15 protein-coding genes and 12 tRNA genes are annotated in these 16,147 nt (G+C 32.1%); 2 read left to right on the top strand and 25 right to left on the bottom strand.

Features of this window, described 5'->3' with window-relative positions; all coding sequences use genetic code 11:
- Position 1: 1 nt before the first annotated feature.
- The 19 genes from ACKTTV_RS10840 to ACKTTV_RS10930 form a co-directional block, all read right to left on the bottom strand.
- Positions 2-74, bottom strand: a tRNA-Lys gene (locus ACKTTV_RS10840).
- A 90-nt stretch (positions 75-164) separates the two neighbouring features.
- Positions 165-237, bottom strand: a tRNA-Pro gene (locus tag ACKTTV_RS10845).
- A gap of 78 nt (positions 238-315) precedes the next feature.
- A tRNA-Asp gene (locus tag ACKTTV_RS10850) sits at positions 316-387 on the bottom strand.
- A gap of 203 nt (positions 388-590) precedes the next feature.
- Positions 591-673 (bottom strand) — tRNA-Tyr (locus tag ACKTTV_RS10855).
- A gap of 123 nt (positions 674-796) precedes the next feature.
- A tRNA-Leu gene (locus ACKTTV_RS10860) sits at positions 797-870 on the bottom strand.
- Positions 871-877: 7 nt separating this feature from the next.
- Positions 878-949 (bottom strand) — tRNA-Gly (locus tag ACKTTV_RS10865).
- 7 nt (positions 950-956) lie between these two features.
- Positions 957-1,093: transfer RNA gene (locus ACKTTV_RS10870), tRNA-OTHER, on the bottom strand.
- A gap of 7 nt (positions 1,094-1,100) precedes the next feature.
- A tRNA-Lys gene (locus tag ACKTTV_RS10875) sits at positions 1,101-1,173 on the bottom strand.
- A gap of 5 nt (positions 1,174-1,178) precedes the next feature.
- A tRNA-Glu gene (locus tag ACKTTV_RS10880) sits at positions 1,179-1,250 on the bottom strand.
- Between the two features lie 51 nt (positions 1,251-1,301).
- Positions 1,302-1,374 (bottom strand) — tRNA-Cys (locus ACKTTV_RS10885).
- Between the two features lie 674 nt (positions 1,375-2,048).
- Positions 2,049-2,603, bottom strand: a complete 555-nt coding sequence (locus ACKTTV_RS10890; protein WP_408030862.1) for an exonuclease domain-containing protein — start codon at positions 2,601-2,603, stop codon at positions 2,049-2,051.
- A 6-nt stretch (positions 2,604-2,609) separates the two neighbouring features.
- Positions 2,610-4,406 (bottom strand): hypothetical protein, encoded by a 1,797-nt coding sequence (locus ACKTTV_RS10895; RefSeq protein ID WP_408030863.1) that lies wholly within the window; start codon positions 4,404-4,406, stop codon positions 2,610-2,612.
- A gap of 201 nt (positions 4,407-4,607) precedes the next feature.
- A tRNA-Lys gene (locus tag ACKTTV_RS10900) sits at positions 4,608-4,727 on the bottom strand.
- A gap of 68 nt (positions 4,728-4,795) precedes the next feature.
- A tRNA-OTHER gene (locus tag ACKTTV_RS10905) sits at positions 4,796-4,910 on the bottom strand.
- 124 nt (positions 4,911-5,034) lie between these two features.
- Positions 5,035-5,562 carry a tetratricopeptide repeat protein gene (locus ACKTTV_RS10910; protein WP_408030864.1) on the bottom strand — a complete coding sequence of 176 codons (528 nt, stop codon included), beginning with the start codon at positions 5,560-5,562 and terminating at the stop codon, positions 5,035-5,037.
- A gap of 156 nt (positions 5,563-5,718) precedes the next feature.
- Positions 5,719-6,411 carry a peptide chain release factor H gene (gene prfH, locus ACKTTV_RS10915; protein ID WP_408030865.1) on the bottom strand — a complete coding sequence of 231 codons (693 nt, stop codon included), beginning with the start codon at positions 6,409-6,411 and terminating at the stop codon, positions 5,719-5,721.
- Between the two features lie 20 nt (positions 6,412-6,431).
- Complete coding sequence (locus ACKTTV_RS10920) at positions 6,432-6,974, bottom strand: hypothetical protein (protein ID WP_408030866.1); 543 nt, start codon at positions 6,972-6,974, stop codon at positions 6,432-6,434.
- A gap of 83 nt (positions 6,975-7,057) precedes the next feature.
- A complete protein-coding gene (locus ACKTTV_RS10925; protein WP_408030867.1) occupies positions 7,058-8,449 on the bottom strand; it encodes an RtcB family protein in 1,392 nt (463 codons plus the stop codon).
- Positions 8,434-9,129, bottom strand: a complete 696-nt coding sequence (locus ACKTTV_RS10930) for a hypothetical protein (RefSeq protein WP_408030868.1) — start codon at positions 9,127-9,129, stop codon at positions 8,434-8,436. The genes ACKTTV_RS10925 and ACKTTV_RS10930 overlap by 16 nt, the downstream gene beginning before the upstream one ends.
- A 743-nt stretch (positions 9,130-9,872) precedes the next feature.
- Here ACKTTV_RS10930 and ACKTTV_RS10935 point away from each other — a divergent pair.
- Entirely contained in the window at positions 9,873-10,430 is a 558-nt protein-coding gene (locus ACKTTV_RS10935; protein ID WP_408030869.1) for a hypothetical protein, read from the top strand.
- A gap of 16 nt (positions 10,431-10,446) precedes the next feature.
- Positions 10,447-11,940, top strand: coding sequence for a hypothetical protein (locus ACKTTV_RS10940; RefSeq protein ID WP_408030870.1), 1,494 nt, complete (start codon positions 10,447-10,449; stop codon positions 11,938-11,940).
- A 35-nt stretch (positions 11,941-11,975) separates the two neighbouring features.
- Here ACKTTV_RS10940 and ACKTTV_RS10945 read toward each other — a convergent pair whose 3' ends face one another.
- From ACKTTV_RS10945 to ACKTTV_RS10970, 6 genes are all read right to left on the bottom strand, one after another.
- On the bottom strand, positions 11,976-12,509 hold the full coding sequence (locus ACKTTV_RS10945; protein ID WP_408030871.1) for a hypothetical protein: 534 nt from the start codon (positions 12,507-12,509) through the stop codon (positions 11,976-11,978).
- A gap of 146 nt (positions 12,510-12,655) precedes the next feature.
- Complete coding sequence (locus ACKTTV_RS10950; protein WP_408030872.1) at positions 12,656-13,339, bottom strand: hypothetical protein; 684 nt, start codon at positions 13,337-13,339, stop codon at positions 12,656-12,658.
- Between the two features lie 10 nt (positions 13,340-13,349).
- Positions 13,350-14,054, bottom strand: a complete 705-nt coding sequence (locus ACKTTV_RS10955) for a DUF434 domain-containing protein (RefSeq protein WP_408030873.1) — start codon at positions 14,052-14,054, stop codon at positions 13,350-13,352.
- Positions 14,041-15,108, bottom strand: coding sequence for a nucleotidyltransferase domain-containing protein (locus ACKTTV_RS10960; RefSeq protein ID WP_408030874.1), 1,068 nt, complete (start codon positions 15,106-15,108; stop codon positions 14,041-14,043). Before ACKTTV_RS10960 ends, ACKTTV_RS10955 begins: the two co-directional genes overlap by 14 nt.
- Positions 15,086-15,850 (bottom strand): nucleotidyltransferase domain-containing protein, encoded by a 765-nt coding sequence (locus ACKTTV_RS10965; protein WP_408030875.1) that lies wholly within the window; start codon positions 15,848-15,850, stop codon positions 15,086-15,088. The genes ACKTTV_RS10960 and ACKTTV_RS10965 overlap by 23 nt, the downstream gene beginning before the upstream one ends.
- Positions 15,832-16,053, bottom strand: a complete 222-nt coding sequence (locus ACKTTV_RS10970) for a phosphate ABC transporter substrate-binding protein (RefSeq protein ID WP_408030876.1) — start codon at positions 16,051-16,053, stop codon at positions 15,832-15,834. Before ACKTTV_RS10970 ends, ACKTTV_RS10965 begins: the two co-directional genes overlap by 19 nt.
- Between the last annotated feature and the right edge of the window lie 94 nt (positions 16,054-16,147).

The following is a 16,147-nucleotide window of genomic DNA, read 5'->3' on the forward strand; positions in this document are numbered from 1 at the left end:
GTTGAGGCATTGGGATTCGAACCCAAGACTCCCGTGTTAAAAGCACGGTACTCTACCAGCTGAGTTATACCTCAATTTAAAGACTCAGAACAGTACAATTCTTTTTACAACCATGCGATTTATATTATCCCAAGTCTTTTAAACACACTCCTTTCTAGTTTTAGTCTGGGAAGCAGGACTCGAACCTACAACCTCCTGCATCCAAAGCAGGTAAACAACCAATCGTTATCTTCCCAGTTTTATAATCAACTTTGCAATTATCAGTTGCCGTCAATAATTGATCGCCAATTATTTTATTTATTGATTATATATTAGCGGTTCATACGAGAATCGAACTCGTATCTCCCGAGAGACAGTCGGGAAGGATAACCATTACCCCAATGAACCTTTTTCAATTTTACAATGATCAATTATCAGTGCCCGTTGTTTATTGACCATTGTTCACTAATCATTGATCTTGTACATCTACTAAGAATCGAACTTAGACCTAGAGGGTCGAAATGCATGCATTCACGAACCCCTAACGGTATAATGAATAAATACGTGAGCTAAATCTCTTGTGCTATCCGTTACACCATAGATGTATATTGTGGAAGTGGTAGGACTCGAACCTACATGCTTCGAAAAGACCAGAGTTACAGTCTGGCGAGCCAACCATTTGCTCAACACTTCCTTATTTGTTAGCCCGATGGGACTTGAACCCACAACCTCGACGTTAAAAGCGCCTTGCTCTGCCAATTGAGCTACGGAACGTTTCAATTTTTCAATGATCAATGATCACTGATCATTGATTTTGTACTCCACCTTGGATTCGAACCAAGACTTAACGCGGCTTAAACGCGATGCCTCTGCCAATTGGGCTAGTGGAGCATTTTTGAGCATCTGTCGAGACTCGAACTCGAAACTGAAGATTGGAAGTCTACCATGTTACCAATTACACTACAGATGCTTTTTTGTGGAAGTGGTAGGACTCGAATCTACATGCTTCGAAAAGACCAGATTTTAACTCAATAAAATCGCTTTTACAAATAGGTTTCGTTGAATTCATAAATTCATTTCAGTCTGGCGAGCCAACCATTTGCTCAACACTTCCTTGCTTGTTGACCCGATGGGACTTGAACCCACAACCTCGACGTTAAAAGCGCCTTGCTCTACCAATTGAGCTACAAATCAGTTTGTACTCCGTAAGAGGATCGAACTCTTAATTTCACATAGAAAGTGTGACGTCTTAGCCATTTGACCAACGGAGCATTTCAATTATCAGTTATCAGTGTTCATTGATAATTGAATAATGATTATTGAGACAAGGATGAGGATCGAACTCATAAAAAACGGAGTTGCAGTCCGCTGCCTTAACCATTCAGCCACCTTGTCCTTTTTGTTCGTAAAAGAATCATCTCTTACAATTACGATTTAAATCAAGTGAGTTAGCAATCTTCCCAAAATGCTCTTAACTCATAGCATAAAAAAAGCATCTCTTGTAAGGAGATGCTTTGTATCTTTCATAAGAATATATATTAACTTATATTCTCATTATCTATCTCCTTTTTATTAATGAATTGCATACAATCTCCACAGAAAAGCAGCTCCTCTTTCGGCGAACGAAATTCTAAATGATATGCTATACTATGTTGTTTATACGATTTCATCATTTTACTATTTTAATAATTCTTTGTTTCTTTTTGACGATGCAAATATGAAACGTATTTTTTAATCACACAAGAAAAACTTTAATTTATTTTATTTATTATCAGTTAGTTAGTTTAAATATTAGGCAATAAACCCCCTGTCCGATATCTCACGGATTTAGTTCCTATTTACAAAAGTCTGTCTCTCAATTGCTTTCAGTTTTTATTGTTTTATTTCTAATTAACCTATACTAACATTTTTCTATTTTATTTAACTATCTCGATGTACGTATACCAACGAGTTATATCTTTTGAACAATCGCCGAGATTCATTATCTGGCCATCATTTTGCTATAAAAAAAGCGTCCTAAACAATTAGGACGCTCGTATTACTATCATTCATTTGATTATTTACATACGTTAGGCTTCCTTTTTATTTTTGAGGCTCCAATCTAAAATTTTCGCAATATTCCTTGCATCATCTATCCCACGATGGTGAGTTCCTTCTAATTCAAAATTTAGAATATGTAATGCTCCATTCATTCCTACTTTCCTAGAAAGTCCTTTTACTTCGGAAAAGAGTACTTTAACATTGATATGTTCTTGAGACATGGGATACTCAACATTCCTGATTTTACATTGCTTCTTTAGCATATTCAAGTCATAATACCCATAACTAGCCCATACATATTCCTTTGGATTATATTCATTTCTCAATTGATTACATGCTTCTAAAAAAGAAACTCCTTCTTTATCTAAAAGCTCGGGTGTTATTGTAGTAAGTTCTGTACAAAATGGACTTACTTCAGATCGTTCTGGTTTGATTAATATTCCTTTATTTTTAGATATTTCACCAGATTCCGTATTTAACACACAAATACCAATTTCTATGATTTCATTTACCTGTCCGGATGGAATTTTTCCATCCCAACAAGTAGCTTCTAAGTCTATAATTATTATTTTATTCTTATTCATTTTTTTCTATTCAAAAAGTTTAATAAAACTATCTTTTTCAAGTACATCTAAAGAAAAATCATGAGTAGCTTCTTCTTTATTTGTTACAATTTCAGCTCCCAGCATTTCAGTTATCATTTTAAATGATAATGGATTTTTCCATTGTTGATATAATGCTTTAGTAGCTAAATTTGACACCTCTGAATTTCCTGAAACTCGTGCATGTCCAGCTCCAAAATTCAACAATACAAACGATTGTTTTTCTTCTCCTTTCATTGAAATACCAAAAACCTTTTGTCGTTTGCTTTCTGGTAATAGCATTCCCAAAATAGTTTGATGCTGCACAGAACTACATTTTATTTCAGCAAATAACTCATTAGGATCCATCATGTAATTTTTATTGATGTTACTTCCTTTACCAATTACAATTTTATATTCACAATCTACCTTTCCTGAAAATACATTGTTATTCACAAGTGTTGGAGCGTTTAAACCATTGGCTGCATATAAATATTCCACTGCTCCTTTTGGTGCAGATGTGATATCACCAGAATATAATAGACTTCCATTATTTTGCTTGTAACTTGCATTCCAACCAACTTTTCCTCCAATGTTTAAACCAGATAAATCCAAATCGTTCGCTCCCCATTCGTTTTTCCAATAAATACCTACAGCTAACTTCTCTCCGAAAAACTTTGTTCCCGTTGGAATGTTTCCAACATACATTTTCTCAGAGGTAGGTAACGCGTACTCAACATCCGCTGGTATGTAAATCTTAGTATCCTCCAAATTGAATCTTGTTTTCATATAGCTCAAGATAAAATCGTAATTCATCTCACTTGCATACGAAATAACACCTGGCTTAACCCACGATTTTCCGTTTCTTACTCTATACAAAAAGGTATCTTGTCCATTCTTTCTAATATAGCAAGCACTCAACGCTTTGAATAAAGCAAAAGGAGTTGCGTTATTTAACCAATGAACATCATTTTCAGTCAATAAAGAAAATGTTACTTCATTTAATGGATTTGAAACCATTGGCTTATGAAACTTTTTCGACAGCTTACTAATTTTATTAACTGTTTTTGGTGCTCTATTTTTATAAGCTAAAAACAAAGGCTTAAATCGATTGAAAATTTCAGCTAGCTTTTCTAATCCATATTTATTGAATGCCATTGAAGGATTATACGAGCTATTTTTTATCGCTTCAATTAACTCTTCATTTTTAATAAGCAACGTTGAATCGGTTGTTCTATAAATAATGTATCGGAAAAACTCCACAACATTTTCTGGATATACATGATATAAGTCCGCTATTTTAACAACAGCTTCTTTATTTCTAATGTTTTCTTTACCCGTAAACTCATACTCCAATTCATCTACCAATATTGATAATAAATCATTTATTGTTTCTTCTTTTAAAGCAATTCCCGATTGAAGTAATGACATACATTTTTGAGTCATCTCTTCTTTGGTATATGCTTTAACAACTTTGTATACTAACTTTACTTCTGGAATATCAACAACTTCTGAAGGAATGTAAATTTCGCTTGTAAAATTACTTCCGTAAGTTGATATATAATGTTGAATTTGATCAACATACAATTCTACTCTAGAACTAGACTTAATTTTATTCCATGATTTATGGAAGGTTTTGTTTAAATCGTTTCCAGTTAATCGCTCTTTTTCGTAAAATGCTGTAATATTATCTTTAGCCCATAAAGCATTCTTTTCGATAATAAATCCATCTGTTGACAAATAAGGATTTTCATTTGATACTGTTTCTTTTGCTATTACCGCATTAAACAATTTTAATGTTCTCATTTTTCATATTTTTTAATAAGTGAGGCGTATTTTTTAATTATATAGGAACACCTTTTACCTATTTTTTTTTAAAAAAGACGAAGAGTAATAAACCAATTGTGATGGAATCGAACCATTATAGGAACTCTTTTTGTCTTTTCCTGACGGAAAGTAATTTCTGTGAATGAATTATAGGAACTTTCTTTGTCAGTATTTTTTTTGCGACTCAGACAGGACTCGAACCTGTAACCTCCGGATTAAAAATCTCTTTATAGGAACTATTGTTGCCTTTTCATAGCGAATAGTAGATAACGGCGCTCTATCCATTTGAGCTACTGAGTCTGGTTAAACCAATGGAAAGTATTTTAGTTAAAAGCTAATGGTTATAGGAACTTTCTTTATTGGTTTAGAAGTTCGGGCAGGAATCGAACCTGCGACACACAGTTTTAATTTTCATAGGAACTATTGTTGCTTTTTCATAGCGAATAGTGTTGTCTGATGCTCTACCCACTGAGCTACCGAACTTTTGAATTTCAATGAACTTTTTTAAGTGCCTCACCACAATCTTTGTTATGATGAGGCCTTCTTTTTCAATTACAATGCAAATATTTCATACTATTACGCAATCTTTTTGCGCAAATAAAAATATTTACTTCTTTTTTTTCTTTTTACACTTTTTTGACTTTTCTTTTTTCTTTTTCGGAATCTTCCCCTTTATACGTTCTTCCTCTCTTTCAATACAATACAAATAATCATTATTATAGGTATGTATTCTAGCCTTTTTCAATATTGCCAGCGCTTTCTTGTACTTTTTCTTTTGCTCAAATAGATTTGCTTTGGCTACATATAAAACAGCCTTATCAGATCCTTTTACTGTTAATGCAAAATCAATTAAGCGTTTCGCTTCTTCCAAATCTTCATTACACAATAATGTATGTATGTAATGTGGATAAATTTCAATGGCATTCACATTTTCAGCCAATGCCTCTTGATAAATACTTTTCGCTTTTTCATAGTCTTTAAGTATTTCTGCTTGAATTCGTCCTGAAAGTAATAAAGCCATGCTATTCTTATCGTCATAAGACAATGCATAGTTTAATGCTTCAACTGTTTCTTCTAAATCATATGGATATGCATCCAATGCCTTGAAAATATAATTGTTTACTAATGTTGCCATTGTTCTTTTCTTTTGTTATTGAACTTACTTTTTTGGAGACCTCACAGGTTTTAAAAACCTGCGAGGTTTGGAAAAGACCGTTCTTATTTTTTAGACAGTTCTCGATACAATTTTTCTTCGCTTCTCTGTGAAAAATCACTCGAACTGACAATTCTTTTACTGTAGCTCTCTTCGTAAATCATTCTTTAACTGATTTCGTTTCGAACTATACTTTTTTGATTCTTTTTGTTTTTTAAAATCTGTTCCAATAAAAACCTTTACGGGATTTCCTCTTTCCAAAGTCAAATGATTTCCCCATTGCTGTTTATCACTTTCTTTTAGTTTTTCAGAATAACATTCATTCACTTTGGCTTTTAATCGCTCAATAGCTATTTTTTTGTTTTGATGTTGCGAACGACTATCCGAAACTAGTACCTGAACTCCTGTAGGTTTATGCTTTGCTCGTATTGCAGAGCTTACTTTATTTACATGTTGTCCTCCAGGTCCAGAACTTCGAATCGCTTGAAATTCAATATCTGTATAATCAAAGGATTCACTTTGTATTCCAGATAATTCAAAACAACCAATAAACCAATTCTTTCGCTTATGATGTTTTCGGAATTGAGAAACCCCTATCCATTGGATGGTGCCTAACCAGCTTTTTACATATTGATTAAAATCTTTGCCTTTTAACTGTATAACAACCGATTGCACGGTTCCATTTTCGACACCATTCTCTTTATGAATGATTTCATATGTTATGTTTTTACTTTGTATTTCTTTTAAAAATATCTTTAACACTTTCGCGACTACCCAAGTGCATTCGGCAGGACCTTTCGCTGCTGTGATTTGTATAATTTTTGTTTGCATGTTATCTATAAGGAATATCCTTATGGGATTTTAGACAACAATGGATTTCCGATTAAATTTTTACCATTTACTAGTAACTCAAACGCTTTTTTTACTGCCCAGCAATTACCACTTGCGTGAATATTACTGTAAAAACCTAAGAGTGTTTTTGGAGCTACCAAAGTCCAATTATTGACCTTAATAGTTTCTATGTTCTTCGCTTCAAAAAAATCTATGGTTACTCTATATTGTTTGCCATTGGGTAACCAATCTATTTTTTCATAACGTCTGAAATTCTCATTACTTGGTATATGATCGTATCTTGTCCATACTTTCTCAAAATCATTTTCTTGTAATAATAGCATTACTTGAGCTACATTTTCAGGATGAACGAAAATATCAATGTCTTTGTGGTCATGAGCATGTTTATATTCTATGTGGTTTTCTTCCGACATAAAATGCCATGCCCAACCTCCTGAGACAATAATCCATTGTTGTAATATTTTTAATATTTCTAGGCCTTTGTCTATTTTATATTGCGGCCATATTTCTCCGTATCTTTTTGTATTGTGTTCTCTTTTCATTTTTTTATGTTTTTATAATGAACTCGTTTAAACTTTTTCTATTCTTTGTTGATATCCCCAAGGGGTTTAAACCCCTTGACAAACTAACGATCCATTCGGACAATTTTCGGAGTAAAGGTTCCTAATACTTCTACTAACTCTTGTTGGTTGGCCATTACTTTTTTAATGTTTTTATAAGCCATAGGTGCTTCATCTACACCTCCACCAATAAGTGTTACTCCGTTCATCTTCAACTGATGTTTGATATCACTTTTGGTAAACTTCTCTTTACACTTTCTTCGAGAATGCTTTCTTCCTGCTCCATGCGATGCCGAAAACAAACTATCTTCATTTCCCAATCCTCTAACAATAAAGCCTGGAGCAACCATAGATCCTGGAATAATTCCTAAGGCTCCTTTTCCTGCTGGAGTTGCTCCCTTGCGATGAACAATATGCTCTTCGTCATTAATGGTTTCTTTCCAAGCGAAATTGTGATGATTTTCAATGGTCGCAATTGATTTACTTCCTAATAGTTTGCCTATTCTTTTATGAATATTATCATGACATGCCTTTGCATAATCTCCAGCCAAATTCATGGCTAGCCAATATTCTTGTCCATCATGCGTATTTAAATCCAACCAAGCCAAGTGCTGTACATTCTTTGGAAGTGGACACTGCTTACTAGCCAGATAACTGTAATGCTTTGCTATGTTCGCTCCTAAGGCTCTACTTCCACTATGGGTTAATAATCCAACATACTGTCCAACGGGTGCATTAAATTCATTATTCACATCTGTTATATCAACAACTCCAAACTCTACAAAGTGATTACCACTTCCCGATGTTCCTAACTGACTATAAGCCTTCATTTTTAACTTTTTCAACAGAGGGATTTCGTTAAATTCCTCCCTTTCGAAAATCTCATGATCGTGCTTTTGACGATGGGTTTCATACATTCCAAATTTGGTATGCTCCTTCAAGATATTTTCTAGTTGATGCTGTTTTCCTTGTAAATAACTTGCCTTCATTGGATAAATACTCAAACTCATTCGACAACCAATATCCAATCCAACTCCGTAAGGAATCACTGCATTTTCAGTAGCTAAAACACCTCCAATAGGTAATCCATATCCAGAATGCGCATCTGGCATTAACGCTCCTGCTTTTGCTATTGGCAATTTTAATGCATCGTACAATTGAAACTTCGCTTGCTCATCAATTTCATTTTCTCCGTAAATACTGAATGGAGCACGTGTATTTCTTAATTTGTGCATTTGGACCTCAACAGGTTTCACCAATCCTTCAACAACTTTTCCCCAAATAGCATTTCCTTGAAACTTCTCAGGATTCAACAATACCTCCTTTGCTTCTTCTAAAATGCGATCTTTCTTTTCTTTTTTTCTATATCTATGTATTTGCCCTAAAGCGATATTTATACTATTGTTTTGTGGAAATCCTAATTTGATTAGGTCTTTTCCTTTTAACTTCTTTCCCATGATATTTTCTCCTTTAGAATCTCTTTTATTTTATACTTTCTTAAAGCCTCTAACTCTCTTTTAACTTTAAGTTTATCTTTCTTAAAATCACTTGTAATCCAAAAATTCTTACTCTTAAAATCACAAAGTTTTATAGAGGCTTCATAGTACCCTTTCTTCAACAACTTATTAGCTAGTAAAGCTTCTTCACTTTCTAATATCGGGTCAATTCTTTTAGAGTGAGTCACATAAGCTCTTGTATATTTGATACGATAGGCTCCTTTAGGAATTCGGATATAAAATCTCTTCTTGAGTTTTTTATCCTCTGTTCTATATGAATACACTGTGCACATTTTTTGTGCTTTATAACTTAACCGATTAAATTGACGCTTACTAATTGTTGGAAAATCTTTATAGATCAAGTGTTCTGAAATTTGACTAAACCATTTTTTATCTGCTTCATCTTTAGTCCTACCCCAAAATCTCTTTTCTATAACTTCATATAATTCAAGAATATATTCTCTGTTATTATATCGATCTATATTTTGAGTTATAATAATTTCCTTAAACCAACCATGTCTAACTGGCTTTTTAAGTTTTATATAACCTAAATCGTTTTGTTGCTTCCAAATTTCACGTTGTCTTTTACGGATACCACGAACTTCCCTAAGTCTTGCTGACTTTTTATGTTCTGGTTTCAAAAAATACTTGCTTTACGATTTATTCCTGTTTCGGAATTTTAATCAATAACTTGGTGGAGTTACAGCAAAAAAAATCCGAAACTTTTAGGGCTTCGGATTACTTTGCATATATACTATATAGTTATTTATAAGAAAAGTAATCACGAAGCGTCTGTTTTATTGATCCTAGATCGGTATAACAGCTCTGTTCTTTTATATTAATTACAAACATTGTTACTTCGTTTTTTAAATTATTTTGTTGCGTTATTGCGATGCAAATATGTACACTTTTTTCTTAACCCACAAATAAAAATTCAAATTATTTAATTGAAAATCAAATACTTATACATAGATAAGGATAATAGATTTCCACCCCGCTTTGTGCAGATTTATTAACATCCTGATTTTTTGATATGTATACTTTTCAATTACACTTGTCAATGTGGGTTTCAGGTTTTAATTTTTTTTCATAAAAAAAGCGTCCAAATTTAAATTTGGACGCTTTTTTACTTTTTATATTGTGAATTACTACCTAAAACATACTCCACAAAGTCGCAATTGAGCGTCCTGATATGTTTGTTTTAGCATTGTCATAGGTATAATTTTAGTTTTTTTAATTCTAATAAGTGGCAAATATGAGTAATTTTCTTAAAGATTCCCAAATATTTTATAGAATTTTATAATTAAACAGGTTCATAAAATGAATTATACAACCATTATATACAGGAAGTAATTATATTTGCACAAAAAATAGCTACATTAAAATGACAAAAGAAAATTTGCTAGAGTCGAAATTAAAAAGACTAAAAATTTCCTATTCCAGAGAGAACAATAAAATTGTAATTGGCAAAGCTAAAATGGATTATCCTGTATTTTTCGGGTTAATTGTACTTCCTTCTGTTATAGGTATAGCTTTACTAGTATTCTTGTTATCCGATTCTTCTATTTCTTATAGAATTTCCAATGGAAAAGTAATTGGTGCTTTAATTTTACTTTTTGGAACTGCCTTCTTCAATATTTCAAGAATGCGAGCAAAATCGCAATCCAATCAAAATTTAAAAATATTATTGAATAACTCAATTCAAATAAAAAGCAGTACTACACAAGTGAGATTAGATAGTACCAATTCCAAACGATTTGAACCACGAATTAAAGAAGTTCAAGATGACGTTTTAGAGGGAACCCTAGTCTTAATCGATAAATCCAATAACGAACATCAAATTTTAGGTTTTGATTCTGAAAATGAACAATATTTAGAGGATGATCTAAAGTGGTTCACAAATTATTTCACTGAATATTTAGAACTCAATAAAAACAATTAAATCAATTTAAATTACTATGAAAACATTTTACATGCTTTGTCTATTACTACTTTCTCTTCAGGTAGCAGGACAATCAACATCACTCAAAGCAACAGAAACAAAGCCATTTAAGGATAAAGTAAAAGCCTATGAAATTACCTCTATTTTTACTTCAGAATCAGGTGAAACAATTATTGCTAGAAATGGAAGGAAAAAGTTCTTATTTGATGTCTTCAATACTAATTCTGATAAGATATTTTCTGAAGTTGTTAAAAGTAGTAGAAAGGAAAAACATGTTGGAGAACTATTCTACAACAACAAACTTAACTTCTTTACAGTTTATGCTCCTAAAAAAGACGAACGAATTCTATTTTGCCATACCATAGATTTGAACAAAAAATCGTATTCTAAAAAAACTATATTCGAAACAACTGTCGAGAAAAAACAGAGCTTATTTGGTTCAAGAAAAAATCATAATACGAGTTTTGCTTTATCTCCAAATGGTAATTTCTTTGCAATTGCAACAGATAATATTAGAAAGAACAAGAATTCCTATACTATTAGGGTTTACAATGTAACATCTAATAAATTAGTTTACAAAACTGCGTATCAAGAAAGTAGTGACAGATCATTTACCCACAACGATTTATATATTGATGATAACGCAAACGTTTATTCCTTGGGGAAACTTTATGTTAAGAATCATAAATCAAAAAAACATCAAAAGAAAACCAACTATCAATTCGTACTAAATAAAATTACTAAAGAAGGAAACACTGAATTATTAATCGATTTAGATACAGAACATATTAGGTCTTTAAGAATTATTCCTAACGAAAATAGCATTCAGCTGACCGGATTTTATTCTGAAATAAATGAGAACAGAATTAAAGGAGCCTGTAATTTTATGGTGAATACTAACGAGTTTAAATTAGACAATAAGAAAGCTCAAGTTTTACCAAAACAAGTTTATGACGATTTATATAACTATAGGGCAGCAAAAAGAAAAAAGAAGAAAAACAAAGAGCTAAGTAATTTCGAAATAGACCACGTTTTAACTGATAGTAAGGGGAATACTTATTTAATTGCTGAAGAGTTTTACATAACACAAGCATATGTTAATAATGGTAACATGGGCGGTTATTGGGTAACTACTTATCATTATGATGATATCTTAATTCTGAAAAACACAAAAGATGGTAATTTAGAATGGGGAAGAAGTATTTTTAAAAGAGCCACATCTCCTTCTTATAATGCTTTTATAAAAAATGACAAACTTCATGTTATCCTTAATTCAGGAAAACATTTATTAAAGAAGAAAGATGGGAGAACCAAAGTATCCAGAGGATGGTTCGAATCTACCTCTCTCTACGATATTGAATATTCAGAAAATGGAGATGTTTCCTACAATAAGATACAAGATAATAAATCAAAGACTTACTATTCACCATACTTCGGAGCTTATGATATGGAAAAATTCATTATGATAAGCACTAAAGGGACTAAGAAAAGGTTTATGACCTTGGAGTAAATACCGTTTAAGATAATTTCTATTTCCTGCGAAAGCTACCTTGGTCCAACAGCTATAAACGAGAACCAAGAGTCTTCTCTCGTATTCTCTCCAGAGTTATCCATGGTAACTACGATTACTCTGGAGTTAGAAATAGAAATTACATTTATAATATTATCTTCATAGGTATTTCCTGCAAAAGCTGCGGTATCTCCTATTCCAAATGTTATTGATGGTACTCCTGTAAAAGGATTCGAAAAATCAATTTGATACCTCGAACTTGTTAATTTCGTAACAGTAAAACCTGTTCCTTGAGCAATGGTACCATTGGCATTTACATTACCTCTTATTAACTTCAGATCTTCACTAATAAAACTTCCTAAACCAATAGGAAGCCATTCAGTTCCGGTATATTTATATAGTTTATTGTCTGTAGAGTTGTAAATAAGACTTCCTTGATTTGGACTTACTACACTGTTCATTTCTGTATTACTTAGAACAGGGATGGCCATAATTGAGTTTGCATCTATTTGAGCTGTACTTAGCCATGCGCAACAAAGGAGAAAACACAGGAGGAATTTTCTAATCATATAATTATTTAAGTATAGATTATCTAATAATTTAACTGTGTAGTAGCTAGACGTAGTATTGGTATTACAAATATACCACAAATTGAATAACTCTAGTTATTTCTATTAGCGAATTCTCATTAATCAGTGGTATTTTTGAAGATTATCTAATAGAATTCTTTAACTTCAAAAGGTTCGACGAAACCAATAAATTCAAGATTGGAACATTTCCAACGAACTCCATGCCCACTAGGAATACGAACCTCATAAACCAGCTCATGTTTATAATGATAATAAATATTCCACCAAGTTTTATTTAAAAGTAAGTTCTTTACTACTTCTCGTGCTCTTTCCTCTTTTTGTTTTGGATTTCCTTCGATTTTTCCCCAGAAAGAGTTTTCTGTTCTTTCTGAATGTTTTTCAAATGCTCTCAATCCTTTTGACAGATGTTTATTATAAGGTTTAAACGTCTTCTTAAAAACTTCGTCATCAATTGGAGGAATTCCTTGTTCATTTTTAACAGAAGCTGTTGTAATTCGCTGTCCAAGAACTACAAGAACTTCATTAATTGGTATAAGCTTTAGTTTCTCAAGGATTAAATCGATATCCTTTTCCCCTTCGAGAAAATTAAATTTCTCAAAAATCTCATTACGATCAACTTTTACTTCTTCAGAAAAGCTTGGCTCCTTAAATTTCTCAATTGATAAATCGTCTTGTTGATATGACTTAACGTTTTGTGCTAAAATTGTTAAGTGTTCTTCTTTTAATTGAAGAAAATAATGATTCATTTCCAACTCCAGAATTCGTTTTTGAACTTCAACGAGCTTATTAAAAATTTTATTCTTTTTCATCAGTGTATTTTTATTCGCAAGTAACTAAAAAAGGATAATTCTTAGGAATTAAAACTTCAATTAAGTTATACCATGAATTTGCTCTATCTAATATCCAGGCGTCACTGGTAAGCGCTATATTCTTACTCTCAGCAATAACTTTGTCTGGATTGTTTTCAAGTAGTATCTCCCAATTCAAACCATTTTCTTCAGCATAGGTATTTAATAAGGTTTTCATTCGACCGCTATTCGATACGGGTTTATCAAAAACCCATAGTACTTTAATTATACTATTCTCGCGACAAAAGTCTTTCACTAAGTCAATTGCTTCTAACGTTTGATTTACTTTTTTATAAGTACCATGTAACGTAGATAAATCTCTATACGCTCCGTCCTTTCCTTGAAACAAATACGCTTCAGACAACATACTTTCTAATAAAATCAATTGATTAAAGCCGTCAATAATAAGTGCTTGATTCTTTATTTCCTGTATTGATCTTTGTCTCGATTTTCTATTTTGAACGGCAGATTCACCAGCCGACATTCCTTTGATTGCCTGTTGTTGACGTTTGTTTAATTTGTAACGATTCCCAACCAATTCACAAGATGAAGCCTCTCCATAACCTCTTTCTAGCAAGAAAGACATATCATAAACAGCTTCTTTTATTTTTCGCTTCATAAACGACTCTCCAAACAAGTAATCGTCTCGGCCTTCTTTTCCTCTATTTTTTGGCATAATCTTGATAGAATTCAGTTCTAATTGATAATAACAACTTATTTACTACAGTTAAATTTGGTTTTTCAGGAAGTTCCGAGTCTTGATATAAAGCTTCAAGTTTATTTTTAATACTTTCAGCTCTGTCTACCAAAAAGTCGTAATCAAATTTCCCTTGCTTTATTGACAACAGATAATCTCTATCATTTCTTCGTACTTTTATTTCACCTTCTCTACCAATTTCTTCTGCCATATACAACAACCTTATCGTATGCATCATGTTCTTGGAATCATAATTTTTTGCATGTGATATGTTATTCTGATAACGATCTTCATTTCTATTTTTAACCCATTGCCAATATTCTTTATACTTTTTACAGTAGGAAGAATATCCTTCCAAGTTAAAATATAAAAGTCCAATCGGTTGTTCTTCTTTAGGAATATTACTTACAGAAACCTCATTTGCTTGTTCTCTTGCAATTCCTCTATAACCAAGACTTTCATTATAAAATAGATTGTAACAATTTTTCATATTTGGAATTTTTGCCAAACCACAATACTCACTATTTAAATCATGATTTTGGAGGTAGTCTTTTAAATGAACAGACTCTTTTTTACCTCGAACCATACAAAAATCCAACACTGTCTTCCTTTCTTTTTCCATTGGGTTCATTATCTTTTTATTCAATCCTCTTGCCTTTTTTATTTGCGTAAAAGCATAATTCGCAAATGTATTCTTACAGAGTTTAGATAAAAAATACCTTTGTTTTATTTCATCATACAAAGGGTGTTTATACAAAATACAATCCTTAGGAGTATTTAACATCTCCAATATGTTTGGATTATTTTTCGCACACAATTCGATAAACTTTCTGAGTTCATAGTACACAATATCGTTCGTTTCATTATTTACCTGACCAACATATTCTAAAGAATAAAATTGATCTTTAGGTAAAATAAAGACTCCTTTTATATCAGTATCGGAAGTAGGTGTTTGTAATCCATACGCCCTACTTCCGCTAATACATTCGAAAATTATACTCCCTGATTCTTTAAGTTCCTTTATTGTCATCATTTACAATTTTTAAAAATAATTGATTAAACAACTCTTTATTAGGCTTGATATTTTCTAAGCCCTCTTTTAATGAATTGTTCTCTATTGTAATATCCTTTACCAATTCCAATAAATGGATATCAACTTTCACATTACTCTTCTCCTCGCTGGAACTCTTCAGTAAAATCAATTCGTCTAATTTTTCCTGATATTCGACCTCAATTAATGGATAAAGCTCCTTGAATTCAACTGGAGGAATTGTTCTTTTTTTAACAATCCAGTTTGCGCACAGCGCAGTACGAATCGCATAGAAATAACTCTTGATGGTCATTTCATTTGTTCCAAGCTTTTCTTCAAAGCCCTTGTTCATACTATGATAATGATAAAATCCTGATACTGGATTAAAACTAGTATGAGCAAGTGTTTGAATTTCCTTTAAAAGCTTATCATTTGCATAATAGACCACTGGAGAAAACAACCACCCTAAAAAAGAAGCGTTTGATTTAGCTAATAATTGCAATGCTTTTTTTAGATCCCAACCAGAACCATCCAAATCATCTTCTGTCATAAATTCAATTGTATCTTTTTGTTCCCACAGGTTGAGATACCAATCTTTTTTATGCTTGTAAACAAAACGTATGTCGTAATCGGAATCAGGAGAAGCAAAGCCCCAAGCCCTGCTTCCTGATTCTACTGCAAACAGTATTTCAATATTTTTTTCTTTTTCTATTTGCCTTAATTTTTCTAATATTTTTCCTTCCATTTTAATTTCCTTTGAGTTTTCCAATTTCTCTGAGGTTTAGTGTAGTTGATAGTTTCAAACCCATGTGGAAAACACCTACTACAGCCAGACTCTTCACCTAACTTTATTCTGGAAATTTTTATTCCTGATATTTTCACTGGAAAATCTATCAAACCAAACTCGTTTAAACCAAAAGCATCTTTAAATCGTTTAAACTTCTTCATTTGTATTAAGTTTTTAATTATAAACTCAATACATCGCTCCCTTTTTTATTTGCATAATTTCACTTTCTATTAATATAACTTGCTTTTAACTCAA

Source organism: Tenacibaculum xiamenense (genome assembly GCF_964513065.1).
In the GTDB taxonomy this organism is placed as follows: Bacteria; Bacteroidota; Bacteroidia; order Flavobacteriales; family Flavobacteriaceae; genus Polaribacter; species Polaribacter xiamenense.

Excerpts from the sequence above, each read along its gene's own strand:
- ACKTTV_RS10890 (WP_408030862.1), bottom strand. The coding sequence starts at position 2,603 with ATGAATAAGAATAAAATAATAATTATAGACTTAGAAGCTACTTGTTGG.
- ACKTTV_RS10895 (WP_408030863.1), bottom strand. The coding sequence starts at position 4,406 with ATGAGAACATTAAAATTGTTTAATGCGGTAATAGCAAAAGAAACAGTA.
- ACKTTV_RS10910 (WP_408030864.1), bottom strand. The coding sequence starts at position 5,562 with ATGGCAACATTAGTAAACAATTATATTTTCAAGGCATTGGATGCATAT.
- prfH (WP_408030865.1), bottom strand. The coding sequence starts at position 6,411 with ATGCAAACAAAAATTATACAAATCACAGCAGCGAAAGGTCCTGCCGAA.
- ACKTTV_RS10920 (WP_408030866.1), bottom strand. The coding sequence starts at position 6,974 with ATGAAAAGAGAACACAATACAAAAAGATACGGAGAAATATGGCCGCAA.
- ACKTTV_RS10925 (WP_408030867.1), bottom strand. The coding sequence starts at position 8,449 with ATGGGAAAGAAGTTAAAAGGAAAAGACCTAATCAAATTAGGATTTCCA.
- ACKTTV_RS10935 (WP_408030869.1), top strand. The coding sequence starts at position 9,873 with ATGACAAAAGAAAATTTGCTAGAGTCGAAATTAAAAAGACTAAAAATT.
- ACKTTV_RS10940 (WP_408030870.1), top strand. The coding sequence starts at position 10,447 with ATGAAAACATTTTACATGCTTTGTCTATTACTACTTTCTCTTCAGGTA.
- ACKTTV_RS10945 (WP_408030871.1), bottom strand. The coding sequence starts at position 12,509 with ATGATTAGAAAATTCCTCCTGTGTTTTCTCCTTTGTTGCGCATGGCTA.
- ACKTTV_RS10950 (WP_408030872.1), bottom strand. The coding sequence starts at position 13,339 with ATGAAAAAGAATAAAATTTTTAATAAGCTCGTTGAAGTTCAAAAACGA.
- ACKTTV_RS10955 (WP_408030873.1), bottom strand. The coding sequence starts at position 14,054 with ATGCCAAAAAATAGAGGAAAAGAAGGCCGAGACGATTACTTGTTTGGA.
- ACKTTV_RS10960 (WP_408030874.1), bottom strand. The coding sequence starts at position 15,108 with ATGATGACAATAAAGGAACTTAAAGAATCAGGGAGTATAATTTTCGAA.
- ACKTTV_RS10965 (WP_408030875.1), bottom strand. The coding sequence starts at position 15,850 with ATGGAAGGAAAAATATTAGAAAAATTAAGGCAAATAGAAAAAGAAAAA.
- ACKTTV_RS10970 (WP_408030876.1), bottom strand. The coding sequence starts at position 16,053 with ATGAAGAAGTTTAAACGATTTAAAGATGCTTTTGGTTTAAACGAGTTT.